Genomic DNA, 16,423 nt, shown 5'->3' with positions numbered 1-16,423 from the left:
ATCTTGAATAAATCCGCGGTCTATGGAGGCTTACCTAAATATTTGTTTATATATTCTACTATTTGTTTAATATTCCTGCCAATTTTAAACTTTATGTTGAATATTTTTATATATTGTTTAAATTCTTGTTCAAAAAAGAAGTAGTCACATAACATATCAAAATCACATTACTTTCATTGGTCATGGGACACATGGGGTACAACAAAAAGCGGGGGAAACTTATCCGCCCGCTTCTAGGTTCTCTTTTTCTTAGTCATAAATAGTTTGTTTTTTAAGCGTTTTTAACAGTTTCTTCGATTCTTCCTTCCACATCTTTTGGCAGCCGGGCAACTTTGTTCTCCAATAAGATCCGGCTGATCTTTTTCTTCAGTTTGTCTCGAAAGCTGACACTTCCCGTTCCTTCCCAAGAATAATAGCCATCCCGGTTAAACAACTCCGGAATCCATATTTCCTCTCTAAAGTTCATGGCCGTATGTTCCGTATTCATATAGGTTCCGCCAATACCAACACGGGCGATTTCATCGAGAGCAAACTTTTCTTGGCTCAGGTTAACTCCTTTGATCATGCGTTTAATACAGCCGATCGTCTCATTTCCCGCAACCAAGGCCTCAAGGGAAGCGATCATCCCGCAGCCGATAAAACCAACATCATGGATCAAATTGCCTCCGCTCAGGGCCACAGCAAGGATGGTATACCCCATCTCAATCCCTGCCTGAGCGTCATAGTCATTGGATTCCGAACACCCTGCGGCATCAAACACGGGAAGATCATAGTATCTTGCCATATCCGCAAGGCAAGCATAATTCAAAAAGATCTCCGGCGCCGCGTAAGTACAGGAACCGTTTCTCATGTCCATGGTGGGGGTTGCTCCTCCATAAATAAAAGGGGCACCCGGACGTTTTAACTGATGAATGACCAGCGCACTCAACAATTCACTATTTACTACGGCTAAAGCACCCGCTAATGTTACCGGGGAGCCTCCCCCAATCAGACAGGCAGGAACGTAGGCCACAGGTACGCCTTTTTCCGCTGCCAGAAGCAGTTTTTGTGCTGACTCCATGGGATGGCGCAGCGGCGAAATGGGCTCCGCATAAAGAATCATATTGGGCTTCTCCATCACTGGGGATCCTTTTGCCATTTCACTGATTTGAATCATGATATCCATGTTACGCTCATTATGGGCGGTAAAAATAAAGGGCTTCACGGTATTTAACAACATCGCTTTAACCTGATAAATATCGGATACTCTGATCTCCGCGTCTGAGGCCAAGCCCATGGACATCACAAAATCAATGTTGGGCAGCGCATCGGACACAATGGATGCTTGGACTGTATCATTCAGCACATTCTTTCTGTGTTTCCGGGTTTCCCAATCCAACACCAAGGGGGTATCTGAACCGGTACCGAAATAGATATTCCCCTTTGTCAAATCCATTTTGACTTTGCCTTCCCGGTCATAAATCTTAATGGACCCGGGTGAGCTTTTGATTGCTGCCTCAATCATCCTGGCAGGTATTTTCGCGGTGATTCCGCTTACGGAAGCCCCGTTTTTTTTCAATAAAGCCAAGGCCTCGTCATCATAGACTTCTACCCCTACATTCGCTAATATCTCCAGGGCAGCACTATGGAGACGTTCCTTTTCATTCTGGGTCATCACATTCATGCCGATTGTCGGGCGACAAACTTTCATCAAGCACACTCCTTCTCTTCATTTAAAATTGAGGTTAATTCCTTACCGAAATACTCCTGGAATATTTTTTATTTATTTATGATCTATTTTGTTTCATGATCCTTGCACACGTGCTTCCGCTCTTTCCACGATGTCATTAAGTCCTTCTATCGTTTTTTTCGGTAATAATTGAGGACTATGGGTATTTAAAATATTTTTTACTTTTTCTCTTACTCTCTCTCCCATGGTCTTTTTGCCGTCACGTTCCCAATCGCTGTGGGACCGCCTGTCTACCAGAGTAGGATACCAAACCCGTTCCCTAAAGTGTTGGAAAGTATGCGCAACGCCCAAAAATTGGCCTCCGGGACCCACTTGATCTAGTACATCAACAGCCAGTGTTTCCTTATTCACCTCTACCCCGACCATCATCCTTCTGACCATACCAATGATCTCATCACACATTACCAGCTGATCCAGAGATCCGGTCATGCCCAGGTCCGTAAAACCCACATCGTGAATCAAATTAGCTCCGCTTAAAGCCCCGGTGAGAATCTGCAGGGTAGATTCGATTGCCGCCTGTTGATCCGTAATCTTGGCATCCGCCGCGCCGGCTGTTCCCCAGGTGGGAATCTTTAGATAGCGGTATATTTCCGTCGATGCCGCCTGTTCAAGCACAAATTCCGGAGCGCCATAACAATGCTGCATGGTATTCATATCCATGGGACCCCCCGGAATACCGGCAATAAAAGGGGCACCTTCTCTTTTTAATTGGCTTACCACAAGCCCCACCAGGTTGTCGGCGACTCCCACCACCAGTGTTCCGGCAATCGTCACAGGGGCAGTTCCTCCCATCAACATGCCGGGGGTATAGAGAGCCGGTAAATTATTCTCATTCATCAGCATCAGCTTTTCCAGCGCTTCCTTGGAATGACTTAACGGCGTGGTCGGTTCAGAGTAGATGACAAGAAAGGGATTGCGCTGAAGCTGTTCCAGCCCTCCGGCCACAAAAGCACACATATCAATAATATCTTGCAGGCCAGCCGTATTAAACGCCCAGCTTACAATAGGCTTTGTGGTATTTTGCAGCATGGCATGGACTTCATGGACATCGGCCAATACGGGCGCACAATCGGAAATCATGGATAAGGACATGACAAAGTCAATATTGGGCAGCGCGTCCGACACTTTGGCGGTATTAACCACGTCCTGCTTTACAGCCTTTCTTCTTGCTCCGGTTTCCACATCCAGGAAATTAGGGCAGGTAGGGCCCGGGCCGAAATAACTGTTATGCCCTTCTAAAAACATCTTCCGGCGGCCGTCCCGGTCACAAAGGACAACCCGGGAAGGGACCGTACCTAAAGCCTTCTTGACTACAAAGGAAGGAATTCTGATCCTTGTTCCGTCAACATAACATCCCGCCTTTTTCAGCAAAGAAACCGCTTCCTCACTATGAACTTCCACCCCGGTCCGCTCTAAAATTTCCCAAGCCGCCGACAAAATCTTTTTAATTTGCCCTTCAGACAATACCCGAAACTGAAGCGTTTGATTCCCTAAAAAATTTGATTCGATACTTTGAATGCTCATTTCATCTCATCCTTTCTTCTCATTCTGGTAGTTGAGAAACGATTTAAGCGGCAACGGCTTTTGGCCCTAAGTGGCATCGTCTTTTCGCAAAAGTGAGCATCAGCCCTAAGACGATGGACAAAAAGGCCGCCGCGATAACTCTGAATACCGGGGGAAGTAAAAACGTCACCGTATGGGCGGGTATCCAAAAAATAGGGATGGTTTTGAGACAAACAAAGGAGATATAATTGTGCCAGTTGACATTTCGGACCACCTCTGCCAACTTCGGTTTTGCCTGATTCGATTTTGCCAGCAGATCCAGATAGGTGTCTGTTAACCGATGAAAGCCCATCATCGTGGGAGCAAAGGTGATATTCATGACGGCACTGGTGCAAAACGCCCCGGCAAATTTGGAAGCGGGAACCAGCAGCAACCCCTTTTCCAGTGCCCCATTAACTCCGGTAGAGAATACGTCAAAAACAAGTACGATCACCGCACCTAGGAACCCCCAAATTACGGCCCTCGCTAGGGGCAAGGCAGGTACAACCCATTTCCCGTTTAAAATGCGCAAAGTCAAAAACTCCCCCATTGTAGCCAACATGGCGAACTTGATAAAACCGATGAAATAGGGATGGGCTTTGGTGATATCAATAAAAACCTGCCTTGATTCGGGAATGGCCAAAATCAGTACCCAGCAGAGAAAAAGGCCTCCCCACACCACATCTCCTTTTTTCACGTTATCCACTCCTTCTGGTCTAATTACTGTTTCTATTCATCTTTTTCTACATACTCGTGGGCGGTCTCTTCCCCTTTGACCACTCTCAGGGCCCCTGCTGCCAAAGCCTCTAACTCATGTTCCCCTGGAATTACTTCTACGGGAGCAATAAATGCTACTTTTTCCTTAATCCACCCGGTGATCATTTCAGAATAGGCCATGCTTCCTGTCATCACAATCCGGTCCACTTGGCCGTTAACTACAGTCGCTAATTCCCCAATCCCTTTCGCCACCTGATAGGCCATGGCATAATAGATTAATCTGGCATATTCATCCCCATTTTTGATCCGTGCCTCAACCTCCCGTGCATTGTTGATACCCAAATAGGCAGTTAAACCGCCCTGACCTCTCAATCGTTTCAGCATGGTCCCTCTCTCATATTTACCCGAATAACACAATTCCACCAGTTGCCGGCAGGGAACTCGCCCGGCCCGTTCCGGCGAGAAAGGACCTTCATCGTCAGGAATCACATCCACCATCCGGCCCTTTTTATGCAGGCTGGTGGAAATACCGCCGCCGAGATGGGTGACAATGATATTTAATTGATCATAGGGTTTATTTAATTTACGGGCCGCTTCCCTGGCGACGGCCCGGGAATTAAGGGCATGGCACTCAGAACGCCTGCTGATTTCCGGTAATCCGGAGATTCTGGCCACATCCTCATACTCATCTACTGTTACCGGATCATAGATGTAGGCCTTTATTCCCAAAGGCCGGGCAATTTCATGGGCAATCAGGGCCCCTAGATTTGAGGCATGTCCCACCAGAGGATTGTGCATCAGCCGGTCCATCATGGCTTGGTTAACTTCATAGGCGCCTGATTTCATGGGGGGAAGGATCCCCCCTCGTCCCACCACCGCAGATAATGTTTTTAAGTCAAAGTTTCTTCCCTGTAAGGCTTTGATGATAGCCTCCTTGCGCATCTCAAACTGGTCTGCCACGGTTTTAAACTGATCTGTCTCCCCTTTCGGGTGTTCGATGGTCCCTTTATATATTTGTTGCCCGTTTTCATATAAGGCAATCTTGGTTGAGGTGGATCCAGGATTAATCGCCAAAATAGAATAGGTTGCTTCGCTCATGGTTTACCTCCCATCTCTAAAGGTTAATTCCCGCGTCCAAAGCCTTCACATTCAAATCCAAAATGTCTCCCCGGAAATAGGTTTCTAAAATTTCTTTCCAGTTTACCCTTTCCAGACCCAAAGCCTTGACCAAGACACCTAAAATGACAATGTTTTGGGCCTTGATATTTCCTAAATCTAGAGCGATATTTGCTGCATCAACCACCTTTAGTTCTTTAACCTCTTCTTTTAACTTTTCGATAATATTTTCCGGATACTTTTCCTGTCCAATCACCACAGGCAGTGAATAAATTTCGCAGTCGTTTACGATTAAGGTGCCTTCCGGTTTTAACTGGCCCAGGTACCGGACGGCCTCAACCTTTTCAAAGGTCACAACGACATCTGCCTCACCGGTGCCAATGCAAGGTGAATATACTTTTTCCCCAAATCTCACCTGGGTGGTAACACTTCCCCCCCGTTGAGCCATGCCGTGGATTTCCGACATTTTGACATCGTAGCCCAATTGCACCAATCCTGCCGCCAATAGTTTCGATGCCAGAATGATCCCCTGGCCGCCCACTCCCACAAACAATACATTCGTACCCACATTATTCACCCGCCTTTGTGATAGAATCAAATTTGCACACCTGAACACACAAGGTACATCCATTGCACATGGAAGAATCAATTTCCACCCGGTCATGCTTCAGGGCAATGGCAGGGCAGCCGGTCCTGATACAGGCTTTGCATTTGGTGCATTTCTCCTGATCCACGACACAATGGAGTCCGGCTCTTTTCTTTTGCACTTCTTTAATTAAGGCACAGGGCTGCTTGGTAATAATGACAAAAGGTTCTTCAGAATGATAAGCATCCTTGACTGCATTGTTTGTAGCCGTGAGATCGTAAGGATCAATGATCCGGATATTTTCTCCTTTGATCCCTACCGCTCTGACGATCTGCGCAATATCAACTTTTGTGGTGATCTCACCCTTAATAGTCTTGCCTGTCCCCGGGTTCTCCTGGTGCCCGGTCATGGCCGTAATACTGTTGTCCAGAATCACCAATACCATGGGGGTTTTATTGTAGACTACGTCAATTAATCCGGTAATCCCCGAATGGAAAAAGGTGGAGTCTCCCATAGAGCCAAATACCTTTTCATTTCTGTTCCCTTGCATCGACCCTCGTTTAAAGCCAATGCCTGCTGATACGGAGGCTCCCATACAGATCACTACATCCGTGACATTAAGCGGAGGCATCATTCCTAAGGTATAACACCCTATGTCACCTGTGACCACCACATCTTTATATTTGCTCAGCGCGTAATAGACGCCCCGATGGGGGCAGCCGGGACACAGGACCGGAGGCCGATGGGGGGCCTGAATATCGACCTGATGGAGTTTTTTATCCTCTTTCGGCAAAAAGGCCTTTCGAATAATGTCCGGATTCAATTCTTCGCAAATGGGGAGATATTCCTTTCCCACGCACGCGAACCCAAGAGATTTAATGTGATGCTCCAAATAGGGTTCATTCTCTTCTATCACATATAATTTACCTACCACTTGGGCAAATTTTCGAATCATTTCATCCGGCAGGGGATGACTGAAACCGATTTTCAGGTAAGACGCATTGTTTCCAAATACTTCTCGGGCATGCTGGTAGGAAATGCCGCTGGTAACAATACCGATTTCCTTGCTGCCCCATTCAATTTTGTTTAGCGGACAGTGATTGGCATAATTCTTGAGTCTGGCCAGCCTCTTTTCTACCTCATAATGAATGATCCGGGCATGAGCCGGTGTCATCACATACTTTTTCACGTCTTTTTTGTAGTCTTTCACCACCCGTTCCACGGGATCTCCCGTTTCTACCAGGCCTTTGCTGTGGCAGATCCGGGTAGTGACCCTGAATAATACCGGAATATCATATTTTTCACTGACCTCAAAAGCCTCTTTAATAAAACCCTTACATTCCTGACTATCGGCGGGCTCCATCATGGCGACTTTGGCAAAAGGGGCATAAAGCCGGTTATCCTGTTCATTCTGGGAACTGTGCATGCCCGGATCATCTGCCGATACAATCACCAATCCTCCGTTTACTCCCTCGTAGGCCATGGTAAAGAAGGGGTCAGCCGCCACATTTAAACCCACATGCTTCATGGCAGCCAAAGACCGGGCACCGGAAATGGAAGCCCCGCAAGCTACCTCCAAAGCTACCTTTTCATTAGGTGACCATTCAGCGTAAATTTCCTTGTACAGAGAAAGGTTTTCTAAAATTTCCGTACTTGGGGTTCCCGGGTAAGCTGCCGCAACGGAGCACCCTGCCTCAAAAGCCCCCCGGGCAATCGCCTCATTACCCGACATCAGTTTTTTCATGGTTCTCCTCCTACACCTTCATCGTTTTTATTGATAACAACTCTTTATTGTGGTTTAAATGAGGCTTTGGTTGATTGGGTACCGGGCAGTGCCGCCAAAGCCAGGGAAGCTATTTTCATTTCCATGGTAGCCGCCCGGGATGTAAGAATAATCGGCACTTGTGCTCCCAGGATAATCCCCGCCATGACTGCTTTGCCACAGTAAATCAAGGACTTGCCCAAGATGTTGCCTACCTCAATGGTGGGAACCAAGAATAAATCGGCTTGCCCCGCCACCGGGCTGACAATTTTTTTGTGCACAGCCGCCTCCTGATCTAACGCCAAATCCAGGGACATAGGACCATCTACCAAGGCTCCTGTGATTTCACCGTGTTCCGCCATTTGTTTCAGGGCAGCCGCTTCCATAGTTACCGGCTGTTTGGGATTGACTGCTTCATTGGCGGATAATACCGCAACCTTGGGCATCTGATATCCAATCCGAATCAGGTAATCCACCGCATTTTGCAGAATTTCTTTCTTTTCTTCGAGGCTGGGATGGATATTTAGCCCCCCGTCAGTAATAAAAATAAGCCGTTCAAAACCGGGAACTTCAAAGGAGGCCAGATGGCTTAGGACTCTTCCGGTTCTTAGCCCCTCAATTTTGTCCAAGACCGCACGCATAAAGTCACTGGTGTTAACCATTCCTTTCATCAGGCAATTGGCGTTGCCAGCTCTGATTTGTCGCACCGCCTCCATGGAGGCTTTAATCGGGTCCGGTTCATCAATGACCTGAAACCTATCCAAATGGATGTTGCGTTCTCCAGCCATTTTTTCTAATTCCTTTTTATCGCCGACCAAAATTGCTGAAGCTAAACCAATCTCATCAGCATATTTCACTGTTTCTAAAACTTCCCCATCGCAAGCAGAGGCCACACTGATGGTAAACTTTTTACTTGCTTGCTGATGAATAATATCTAAAATCTCCTGAAAACATTTATACCCCATTTGTCCACCCCCGGAAATAGTTTGATTTTTTTCCATTACTGAGATTTTCGGCAAGATCGTTTAGAAAAAATATTAAAATATTTGTTTAAATATTATACATATTGTTTAAATATCCTTCTATCATTTATAAATTTTTTAAATTTTTATCTTTGCAAGGAAATTAATCATGCGTACGATCAGGAAATTTACCGCTGAAGCTGGAAAAATGATCATTACTTTGTTAAACTTTAGGTATTGTATTAAGATTTTTTATATCAGACAAAGGAGTTTTCCCCCATGAATAAGAAAGAAATCATCGAAATATTAGAAAGGATTGCCGCAGGGATTTCTCAAACCTTTGGCAATGACTGTGAAGTATTGATTTCTGATCTCAACAACCCTGACAATTCTATCATTTCCATATACAACGGCCATGTTACGGGAAGAAAGGTCGGTGATTCTCTTTCCGAATTGGGTTTAAAAGCCATGAAAGAAAAACATGTGGAACATGATTTGATCAATTACCACGCCAAGACAAAAGACGGCAGACTGATCAAGTGCTCCACCTTTCACATCAAATCCGGTAAGCACTGGCTCTGTTTGGGCATAAATTATGATTATACCAATTTAGCCATGGCCCATGCTACCTTAGAAAATCTTTTCAAAGTAGAAGAATCCATGAAAGACGAGTTTTATGCAAACCCCAATGAAATATTGGAAGGCATGATTTCCGATGCCTTTAAACTGGTGGGCAAACCGGCTTCATTAATGAACAAAGAGGACCGGATCAAAGTAGTGAAATACCTTGATGAGAGGGGAGCCTTAGTCATTCAAAAGGGTGTGCAGATTGTGGCGGAAACCTTGAATGTATCCCGTTATACTATTTACAACTATTTAAACGAGATTAATGAAGAAAAAAAGCATCCTGTTGAAAGTAAATAATCGTTTCCTTAAAAATATAAAACCTGGTTTTAGCCTGATTGCTAAATCCAGGTTATTGTTTAAGTAAACTTTTTTTCTTATCGATATTACTGTCCTATGAAAGAAAGTATCCCTGCATTTTTCTTCTATAACAGCCTCTTTTTTCACGTATAGCTCAATTTCTAAAATAATTATTTTGATATTGTTGAAATAGAAACAAAAATTTAATATATTATGGTTAATGCACCAACGGGTGGGAGGACAGGTCATGAACAAAGCAGAACAGGTCATAAGGGGTTTCAGGGACGTATACAACAAGATGGTTTTTCTTAATAAGTTTAAGATGGAAGACAGTCTTAAAGGTTATAAGTCTTCTGAAGTACATTGCATCGAATATATTGGAAGAAATGTAGATTCCAACGTGACAAAACTTGCGGAGTCCTTTTACATGACCAGGGGGGCCATAACCAAAATAACTAAGAAGCTTATAAAAAAAGGTATTATCGAAAGCTACCAGAAGCCGGATAACAAGAAAGAAATCTATTTTCGCTTGACTCCGCAAGGGAAAGTAATTTATAAAATCCATGAGGAACTGCACAAAGAGTTTCAAGAGCGGGATAAAGCCGTATTTGAGCAGGTAACCGAGGAACAATTTGACAGTATGCTTAGCCTCGTGGAAAAGTATCGTAGGCATTTGGATGCAGAAATAAAGAAATTGGGTGTAGATATTAAGTCGGAATAAAATTGAATAATGAAAATGAAACCACAGGCAGCCCAACTCTATTGAGCACAGGCTGCATTTTTATTGCTATTATTTTGTTGACAAGGAAACAAAATAATTGTACGATAAATATGTTTCCAAGGAAGCAAAACCATGGCTTTTGAAGGGAGAATTTAAATGTTCAAATTTAGATCACACAATGAACAGAACACAGAACAAACCGTAGATAAAAAGGCTTTAATATTCGGTCTTATGTCTGTGTTTCTTTGCGGAATGGGCTTCAGTATCATAGCACCTGTCGTTCCATTCTTAGTGCAGCCTTATACAAGCAATCCGGGAGAGCAAGCTATAGTTGTTACGCTGCTGACCTCTGTTTATGCAGTCTGTGTGTTTTTTGCGGCCCCCGGACTTGGAGCTTTGAGCGACAGATATGGCCGTCGTCCATTACTCTTAGTATGCCTTTGGGGTTCCGCAATCGGATACTTAGTTTTTGGCATAGGAGGAGCTCTATGGGTACTATTTGCCGGGCGCATAATAGATGGTATCACAGGCGGGACCATCAGCACTATCTTCGCATATTTTGCAGACATCACTCCTAGAGAGCAGCGCACCAAATACTTTGGGTGGGTGAGTGCGGTTTCAGGTGTGGGCGTCGTCATTGGACCTACTCTAGGTGGATTACTTGCCAAGTTTGGTTATTCTGCACCCATGTATTTTGGAGCAATCATAACTTTATTGAATGTTGTTTATGGAATCTTATATATGCCTGAGAGCCTTGACGAGAATAACAGACTAAAAAAGATTACCTTTGTAAGACTGAATCCATTCACACAGCTGGTAAATGTACTCTCCATGAAAAACTTAAAAAGGCTACTTGTCTCAGCGTTCTTACTTTGGATACCCAACGGATCTTTGCAGGCAGTTTTTTCCCAATTTACAATAGATACTTTCAATTGGGAGCCTGCACTAATCGGACTTATGTTTTCCATTATGGGCGTTCAAGACATCATTTCACAAGGCTTCATAATGCCAAAGCTTTTGATAAAACTTAGTGATGCACAGATAGCAATTCTTGGAATGGTCTCGGAAATTATAGGCTACAGTCTTATTGCAGCATCGGCTTTGTTCTCATTCTATCCTCTTCTTATCGCAGGAATGTTTATATTTGGTTTTGGTGATTCGATCTTCGGGCCTTCATTCAATGGGATGGTCTCCAAGTCTGTTGATTCTAGTGAACAAGGAAGGATTCAAGGAGGTAGCCAATCTATTCAATCTTTAGCAAGAATAATTGGGCCTATTATTGGAGGTCAAATCTATGTATCACTTGGTCATGCCGCACCCGCTTTTATGGGTATGATCCTTATAGCAGCGGCAATACCAGTTTTATATCAGGGTACGCATGTAAATATGAAAACTTCCTACTTTATTTAGGCAAGCATCCCCCTTCATTTTCCCTCCCTTATACCTTTATCCTTTTTTAACCGTTCTTCAGAAATATCCATAGGTCAAAAGCAGCCGAAATACTTAAAAATGCGCAAGTCGGCCTAAGTACACATGATCATCCAGAAATGCACAAAAAGATCCTTGCCTCCGTATGGATGCAAGGATCTTAACAATCTAGCAATCTTGTCGAAACAGCCTATGGTTCAATAAAACCTTCTGATAATTTTTGAGTGGTGATCACAATCTTAGACTCTTTAATGTTCTTACATAAAGTTATTTAAAGAAATAACTCTGCCGGGAGGAATAATGAGAAATTCCTTGTCCCACTCCCCCTTGACCAGCTTTTCAAAATAACTCAAAGACCCCTGAATCTCACAGAACTTAACCTTTAAAAAATCCGCCACTTCCTGACTGTATTTGACATACTCATCACAGTCTCCTACGGTATGGATAAATACTACCCGTTGATAATTTTTATACTCTTCATGCATCACCCAGCGGGCATTTTCTTCCCCATACTTCTCAAGATACCTGTAATAACCTGACAAAGGATCTCCCTTTTGTTTGATCCAGCCCTTGCTCAAATAATAAGTGGCTGGGAATTGTTCAAATTCCGTATCATACTGTTTTCTGGATCCTAATAACAGGCTGATGCAGTCATGAACCCGGGGAACTACGATGGTATGTTTGGGGGATTTCAAACCGGCCACCCCGTTGGAACATAAACCGTAACCAAACAGCAGGGTCTCATATTCCTGCGCTTCCTCAATTCTCTTTTGCAATTCCTGACGAAGCTTATCCGGTGTATTATGGAGTCCATATTCCAAAAATTCATGGTCTAGGTTTTCCGGCAGAATTGCCAGGATTTCATCTTCTAAGGTGCGGCAGGCCAAGATCTTGGTCTTATTCATCATACCCCTCCCAAACGTGTTTTAATTTATGATCGCCTCCGGGGCCCCTGTGGCGGAACAGGTAATTCTTGTTTCCACAAACAGATCGGCATTTAATACTTTTGCATAAATATCATCTATTTTATATTCTACCTTGGGGTCATGGGCACCTGCTTTGAGCGCATTATTTTTTACCCAATCGATCATGGATGCGAGGGCATATTCCTTGGCCCTGTCCAGTTCATCAAAGACTGTATATTCCCAGGGCAGATAAACCCCAAATCCCCCGATGGATCCATTGGGCCTAATGATAATCTCACTTCGTTCAATGATTTTGCCGATGGCCGCCCCATAGGCATTGGCCACCTCCGCATGAGAGGGAATGATCAGCTCCATATGCAGTTTTTCTTTTACCTTGGTGAGCCAGGCGTGCACCGGGGCTCCAATCCCAATCAGAGGATCTGTAATCTCAATGGAACAACGAAAAAGATTTTTTTCCTTTAATTTCAATATTTTTTCCCCAAGGATGTTGTCCAGGCAATGTCCGATAGGATATTTTTTATCTTCAAAAATGATTAAAGACTGGATGATCGCCGTCACCATGCGGTTTACGGTTTCGTCGATGATGGTCCGGGTCAGTTCTTTCTCATCCATGTCATATTGCTCTGCCAGCAATTCTACCCCTAAAAGGGCAGCCTCCCGATTCCAAATATCCAATTCCCGGGTCACGTGAAGGATATCTGTGGGGGTAAGGGAGATGTGGCCGATGGCTCCCGCGTCGACCAGGTTTTGAAAGGGAAAAAAGTTCGGATCTATGTGTAGTTGACGCGCTAATAAAAATAAGGAATGGGGCCCACCCGTTAATAAATCCAGTATTTCCTTCTCCACAGGAGAAGCGTTTTTGATGCTTTTTTCCCCTTTCAGCAGCAAAAAGCAATCAGTTTTTTGATGAATGGCCAGAGCGACGGTATCATTCTTCACCTGCTCCAGTTCGTTGATCAAATGGGGATGGATGTGGGCAGCGTAGCATAAAGGCAAGACCCGTTTCGGTCCCACCGTCACCTTTTTCTGTTTCGGATTAATCTGAATATAGCTGTCTCCCCCAATCCCATAGGTGCACACTTCCGTCGTCTTCACCCTTGTCCGCCATCCCCCCACCATGGCCCCTTCCTGATTGATCAGGGGCTCTTTATTTTTTATGAGAGCAATATCGGTGGTGGTGCCCCCCATATCCAAAATCAGGGCTTGGTCCAGGTTTAACAGGCCGGAAGCCCCCACGATACTGGCCGAGGGTCCGGAAAGAATCGTTTCAATGGGTCTTTCTTGGATCACATCAATCCCGGCTAGGCTGCCGTCGCTTTTCACAATCATCATGGGAGCAAGGATGTCCAGTTTTGTCAAGACATTTTTTACCGATTCCACCAGTTCCGCGATAATGGGCAGCAGTTTGGCGTTGAGGATGGCGGTAACCGTGCGCTCCTGAAAGCCCAGGGAATTGGATAATTCATGGGCGCAGACAACAGGCAGTCCGGAATGTTCTTTGATGATTTCTCTGGCGCGCAGCTCATGCTCGGGATTGCGGATGCTCAAAAAGCTGGACACGGCAACGGCGTCAACTTTTCCCCGCAAGCTCTGTGCCGCCTCCCCAATCGCCTCCTCATCCAGATCCTGGGCCACAAAGCCGTTAATGTCATGCCCACCGTCAACCACAAAATAATGATGCACCGGGAGCTTTTCCGGAGGCTGCTTCCCGATCAGGATAGCGCCTACTTCACAGCCTCTTCCCTCGACAACGGCATTCGTGGCTAAGGTTGTGGACAGGGCTACCATTTTGATCTCCCCGGTCCGGGAATGGATTAACTGCCTGATACATTCTTCAATCCCTTTAGATAGGTCCTCCTTGGTCGTGCGGGCCTTGGCCTTAGCCAGAATGGTTCTTGTCCGAATATCGATTAATACCCCATCTGTAAAAGTGCCGCCTGTATCAATTCCTAAAGCTGTAACCATTTATGCTCCTCCATTCAGCTTGCCCCTTTCCGAAGTCAGCTGTATTTTCCGTATTATTTTTCCCCTTCCGGTTTCTCTTTATTGGATTAACTGACTATTTGGCAACCCCTGGGTTTGGGCTATTTTTTCCGCCTGGGGTACAGAAATTTTTTTCGCGATCAGAATCCCTAATATCCCCCCTGTGAGTTGGCCGATCAAAACCGGAAGCATCAACGTGGGCTGGAAGTTTGTGGTATAGGCGAGAAAGTCCCCTATTACATAACCTCCGCAGACACTATAGGCCATACACATCACTTTATCACCGGCAGGCATCTCCCGCACCATTTTAAACATGGCAATGGCATTGGCCGAAGCAGCTAATAACCCGGCACTGCCTGTGGGGGTTAATCCGATCATTTTCCCCATGGACCGTAAAGGTTTTTGCAGGTATTTCTGAATCAGGTAGACCATGGGGAAAGCCCCCGCCAGCATCATACCGATGGCGCCTAAAAGCTCTACGGCCCGGAACTTTTCTTGATCATCGGCTAAAATAGGACTGAATCCCCAGCCGCCAAAGGTGGCGCTGAAAAAGCCAGTATAATATTCCACAATGGAAACGGCGACAATCAATTTTAACGCGGACATGAGAATTTTCCCATAATACATAAACCCTTTAATCATTTTATCCGGTATATACTTGAGCCCTAAGGCAAGGAGCAGGCAAAAAACCGTCAGAGGGGCCAGGTTTAGAAAAATATCGGTGAGCTGGAAAGAAAGATGATAGGTAGCCGCACCGGTGGTAGAAAAAGCTGTTCGGATGGGTACTTTGGTAAAATAAAGGATGATACAGGTGGTCAAAACGCCAAAGGGAATGGCAATAATCCCGGACATAGCGCCCAGGGCCAAATAACGGTGATCCTTCTTTTCCAGCATGGACAAACCGACAGGGATATTGAAGGAAATCACGGGCGCCGCCATAATTCCTACCATCATGGCCATAATCCAGTTTTCCGGGGTTTGGGCCATTTGATGGGCGAGCAAATATCCGCCCACATCGGTCGGTATGAAGGTAGTAGCGGCAATGGCAGGGTCGGCGCCGATTTTATGGTATAGCGCCCCAAAGACCTTCTGAATCAACAGGGTCAGATAAGGGACGGATACCATCAGTCCCACTAAGGGGAGAAATAAGGAGCCTACGGTTTGCAGCCCTTCTTCGAAAGCTTTTCCCAGCCCTGATTCCTCTTTCAGCACGGAAGCCACGGCTCCGCTGAAACAACAAATCATAATAATATAGAGTACCAATTTCCCGACAAAATCCATTTTACCACCTCATATTTTTCGTTTATTCCAACGAGCGCTTGTTAAGTCAAGGGGCACGCTTGTTGGTAAAAATGTGCCCATCCAGTTATTTCTTGATGGAGTCCCAAAAATTTTCCCATAGGATCTCTAACTTTTTTTGATAAACAGCCGGCTCTGAGTAATGTATTTCCGAAAAGACAGCCGCCATCAGCCCCAAGAATCCCACAATTAACCGGTTCACGTCTTGATCCTTTAAGACATGCAAGGCCATTCCTTTTAAAAAAACAGGCTCCAGTAATACCGCCACATATCTCTGTTCGTATGTGATCAGTTCTTTCCTGATCTGATCTTCTAAAAAGCTGGGAGGAAATAAGGCCGTTCTTTTCCAAAACACCATTTCGTCTTGATAGCCATCTACCCACTTGTAATAATCCGTGTAGAGAAAAAATAGCTGCTCTTGAACAGAGTCCATTTGATTGATGAATTCGTTGGCTGCTTCAATACTTTTTAACTTTTCATGCAAAAGATCATAAAAAATTTCCAGAAAGAGTTTTTCCTTACTTTCAAAATGGAAATAAAGGGATGCTGTTTTGATATTGACCGCCTTGGCGATCTCTGCCACATGGGCTCCCTCGTAACCATTTTTGACAAATAAGGAAAGGGCGGCCTTCTTGATCTTATCTCGCGTCATATCTCTTCACCTCCTACCAATATCATAGGGCTTTCGTCAGAAGCTCCAAATATCCTACCTATCGCTAGTTAGTCTA

14 protein-coding genes are annotated in these 16,423 nt (G+C 44.9%); 3 read left to right on the top strand and 11 right to left on the bottom strand.

Going from position 1 to position 16,423, the window contains the following annotated elements; translation table 11 throughout:
• Window positions 1-271: 271 nt before the first annotated feature.
• The 7 genes from DCMF_RS27485 to DCMF_RS27455 all read right to left on the bottom strand — a co-directional run bounded on the left by DCMF_RS27485 (window position 272) and on the right by DCMF_RS27455 (window position 8,417).
• Window positions 272-1,690 carry a trimethylamine methyltransferase family protein gene (locus DCMF_RS27485; RefSeq protein WP_148137401.1) on the bottom strand — a complete coding sequence of 473 codons (1,419 nt, stop codon included), beginning with the start codon at window positions 1,688-1,690 and terminating at the stop codon, window positions 272-274.
• A 93-nt stretch (window positions 1,691-1,783) separates the two neighbouring features.
• Window positions 1,784-3,253 carry a trimethylamine methyltransferase family protein gene (locus DCMF_RS27480; RefSeq protein ID WP_148137400.1) on the bottom strand — a complete coding sequence of 490 codons (1,470 nt, stop codon included), beginning with the start codon at window positions 3,251-3,253 and terminating at the stop codon, window positions 1,784-1,786.
• Window positions 3,254-3,296: 43 nt separating this feature from the next.
• The gene (locus tag DCMF_RS27475) at window positions 3,297-3,968 is read right to left on the bottom strand and encodes a hypothetical protein (RefSeq protein WP_148137399.1); all 672 of its coding nucleotides are present in this window, start codon (window positions 3,966-3,968) and stop codon (window positions 3,297-3,299) included.
• A gap of 32 nt (window positions 3,969-4,000) precedes the next feature.
• On the bottom strand, window positions 4,001-5,086 hold the full coding sequence (gene buk, locus DCMF_RS27470; RefSeq protein WP_148137398.1) for a butyrate kinase: 1,086 nt from the start codon (window positions 5,084-5,086) through the stop codon (window positions 4,001-4,003).
• Window positions 5,087-5,102: 16 nt separating this feature from the next.
• Entirely contained in the window at window positions 5,103-5,672 is a 570-nt protein-coding gene (locus DCMF_RS27465) for an indolepyruvate oxidoreductase subunit beta (protein WP_335582374.1), read from the bottom strand.
• Between the two features lies 1 nt (window position 5,673).
• Window positions 5,674-7,434 (bottom strand): indolepyruvate ferredoxin oxidoreductase subunit alpha, encoded by a 1,761-nt coding sequence (iorA, locus tag DCMF_RS27460; RefSeq protein WP_148137396.1) that lies wholly within the window; start codon window positions 7,432-7,434, stop codon window positions 5,674-5,676.
• 44 nt (window positions 7,435-7,478) lie between these two features.
• The gene (locus DCMF_RS27455; protein ID WP_148137395.1) at window positions 7,479-8,417 is read right to left on the bottom strand and encodes a bifunctional enoyl-CoA hydratase/phosphate acetyltransferase; all 939 of its coding nucleotides are present in this window, start codon (window positions 8,415-8,417) and stop codon (window positions 7,479-7,481) included.
• Window positions 8,418-8,693: 276 nt separating this feature from the next.
• On the opposite strand from DCMF_RS27455, the gene DCMF_RS27450 reads away from it, so the two are divergent.
• The 3 genes from DCMF_RS27450 (at window position 8,694) to DCMF_RS27440 (ending at window position 11,469) form a co-directional block, all read left to right on the top strand.
• Window positions 8,694-9,338 carry a helix-turn-helix transcriptional regulator gene (locus DCMF_RS27450; protein ID WP_148137394.1) on the top strand — a complete coding sequence of 215 codons (645 nt, stop codon included), beginning with the start codon at window positions 8,694-8,696 and terminating at the stop codon, window positions 9,336-9,338.
• Window positions 9,339-9,585: 247 nt separating this feature from the next.
• Complete coding sequence (locus DCMF_RS27445; protein ID WP_148137393.1) at window positions 9,586-10,059, top strand: MarR family transcriptional regulator; 474 nt, start codon at window positions 9,586-9,588, stop codon at window positions 10,057-10,059.
• A 156-nt stretch (window positions 10,060-10,215) separates the two neighbouring features.
• The gene (locus tag DCMF_RS27440) at window positions 10,216-11,469 is read left to right on the top strand and encodes an MFS transporter (RefSeq protein WP_148137392.1); all 1,254 of its coding nucleotides are present in this window, start codon (window positions 10,216-10,218) and stop codon (window positions 11,467-11,469) included.
• A gap of 275 nt (window positions 11,470-11,744) precedes the next feature.
• Here the strand turns inward: DCMF_RS27440 and DCMF_RS27435 are convergent, their stop codons facing one another.
• The 4 genes from DCMF_RS27435 to DCMF_RS27420 form a co-directional block, all read right to left on the bottom strand.
• Window positions 11,745-12,395, bottom strand: a complete 651-nt coding sequence (locus DCMF_RS27435; RefSeq protein ID WP_148137391.1) for a DUF1638 domain-containing protein — start codon at window positions 12,393-12,395, stop codon at window positions 11,745-11,747.
• Between the two features lie 18 nt (window positions 12,396-12,413).
• Complete coding sequence (locus DCMF_RS27430) at window positions 12,414-14,378, bottom strand: hydantoinase/oxoprolinase family protein (RefSeq protein WP_148137390.1); 1,965 nt, start codon at window positions 14,376-14,378, stop codon at window positions 12,414-12,416.
• A gap of 78 nt (window positions 14,379-14,456) precedes the next feature.
• Window positions 14,457-15,677 (bottom strand): ethanolamine utilization protein EutH, encoded by a 1,221-nt coding sequence (locus tag DCMF_RS27425; RefSeq protein ID WP_148137389.1) that lies wholly within the window; start codon window positions 15,675-15,677, stop codon window positions 14,457-14,459.
• Between the two features lie 85 nt (window positions 15,678-15,762).
• Window positions 15,763-16,347, bottom strand: coding sequence for a TetR/AcrR family transcriptional regulator (locus tag DCMF_RS27420; protein ID WP_148137388.1), 585 nt, complete (start codon window positions 16,345-16,347; stop codon window positions 15,763-15,765).
• Window positions 16,348-16,423 lie beyond the last annotated feature (76 nt).

This window comes from Candidatus Formimonas warabiya (assembly GCF_002777255.1).
Taxonomy (GTDB): Bacteria; Bacillota; Dehalobacteriia; order Dehalobacteriales; family Dehalobacteriaceae; genus Formimonas; species Formimonas warabiya.
The sequence above is the reverse complement of the archived record's forward strand: the minus strand, read 5'-3'. Positions and strand labels throughout refer to the sequence as shown.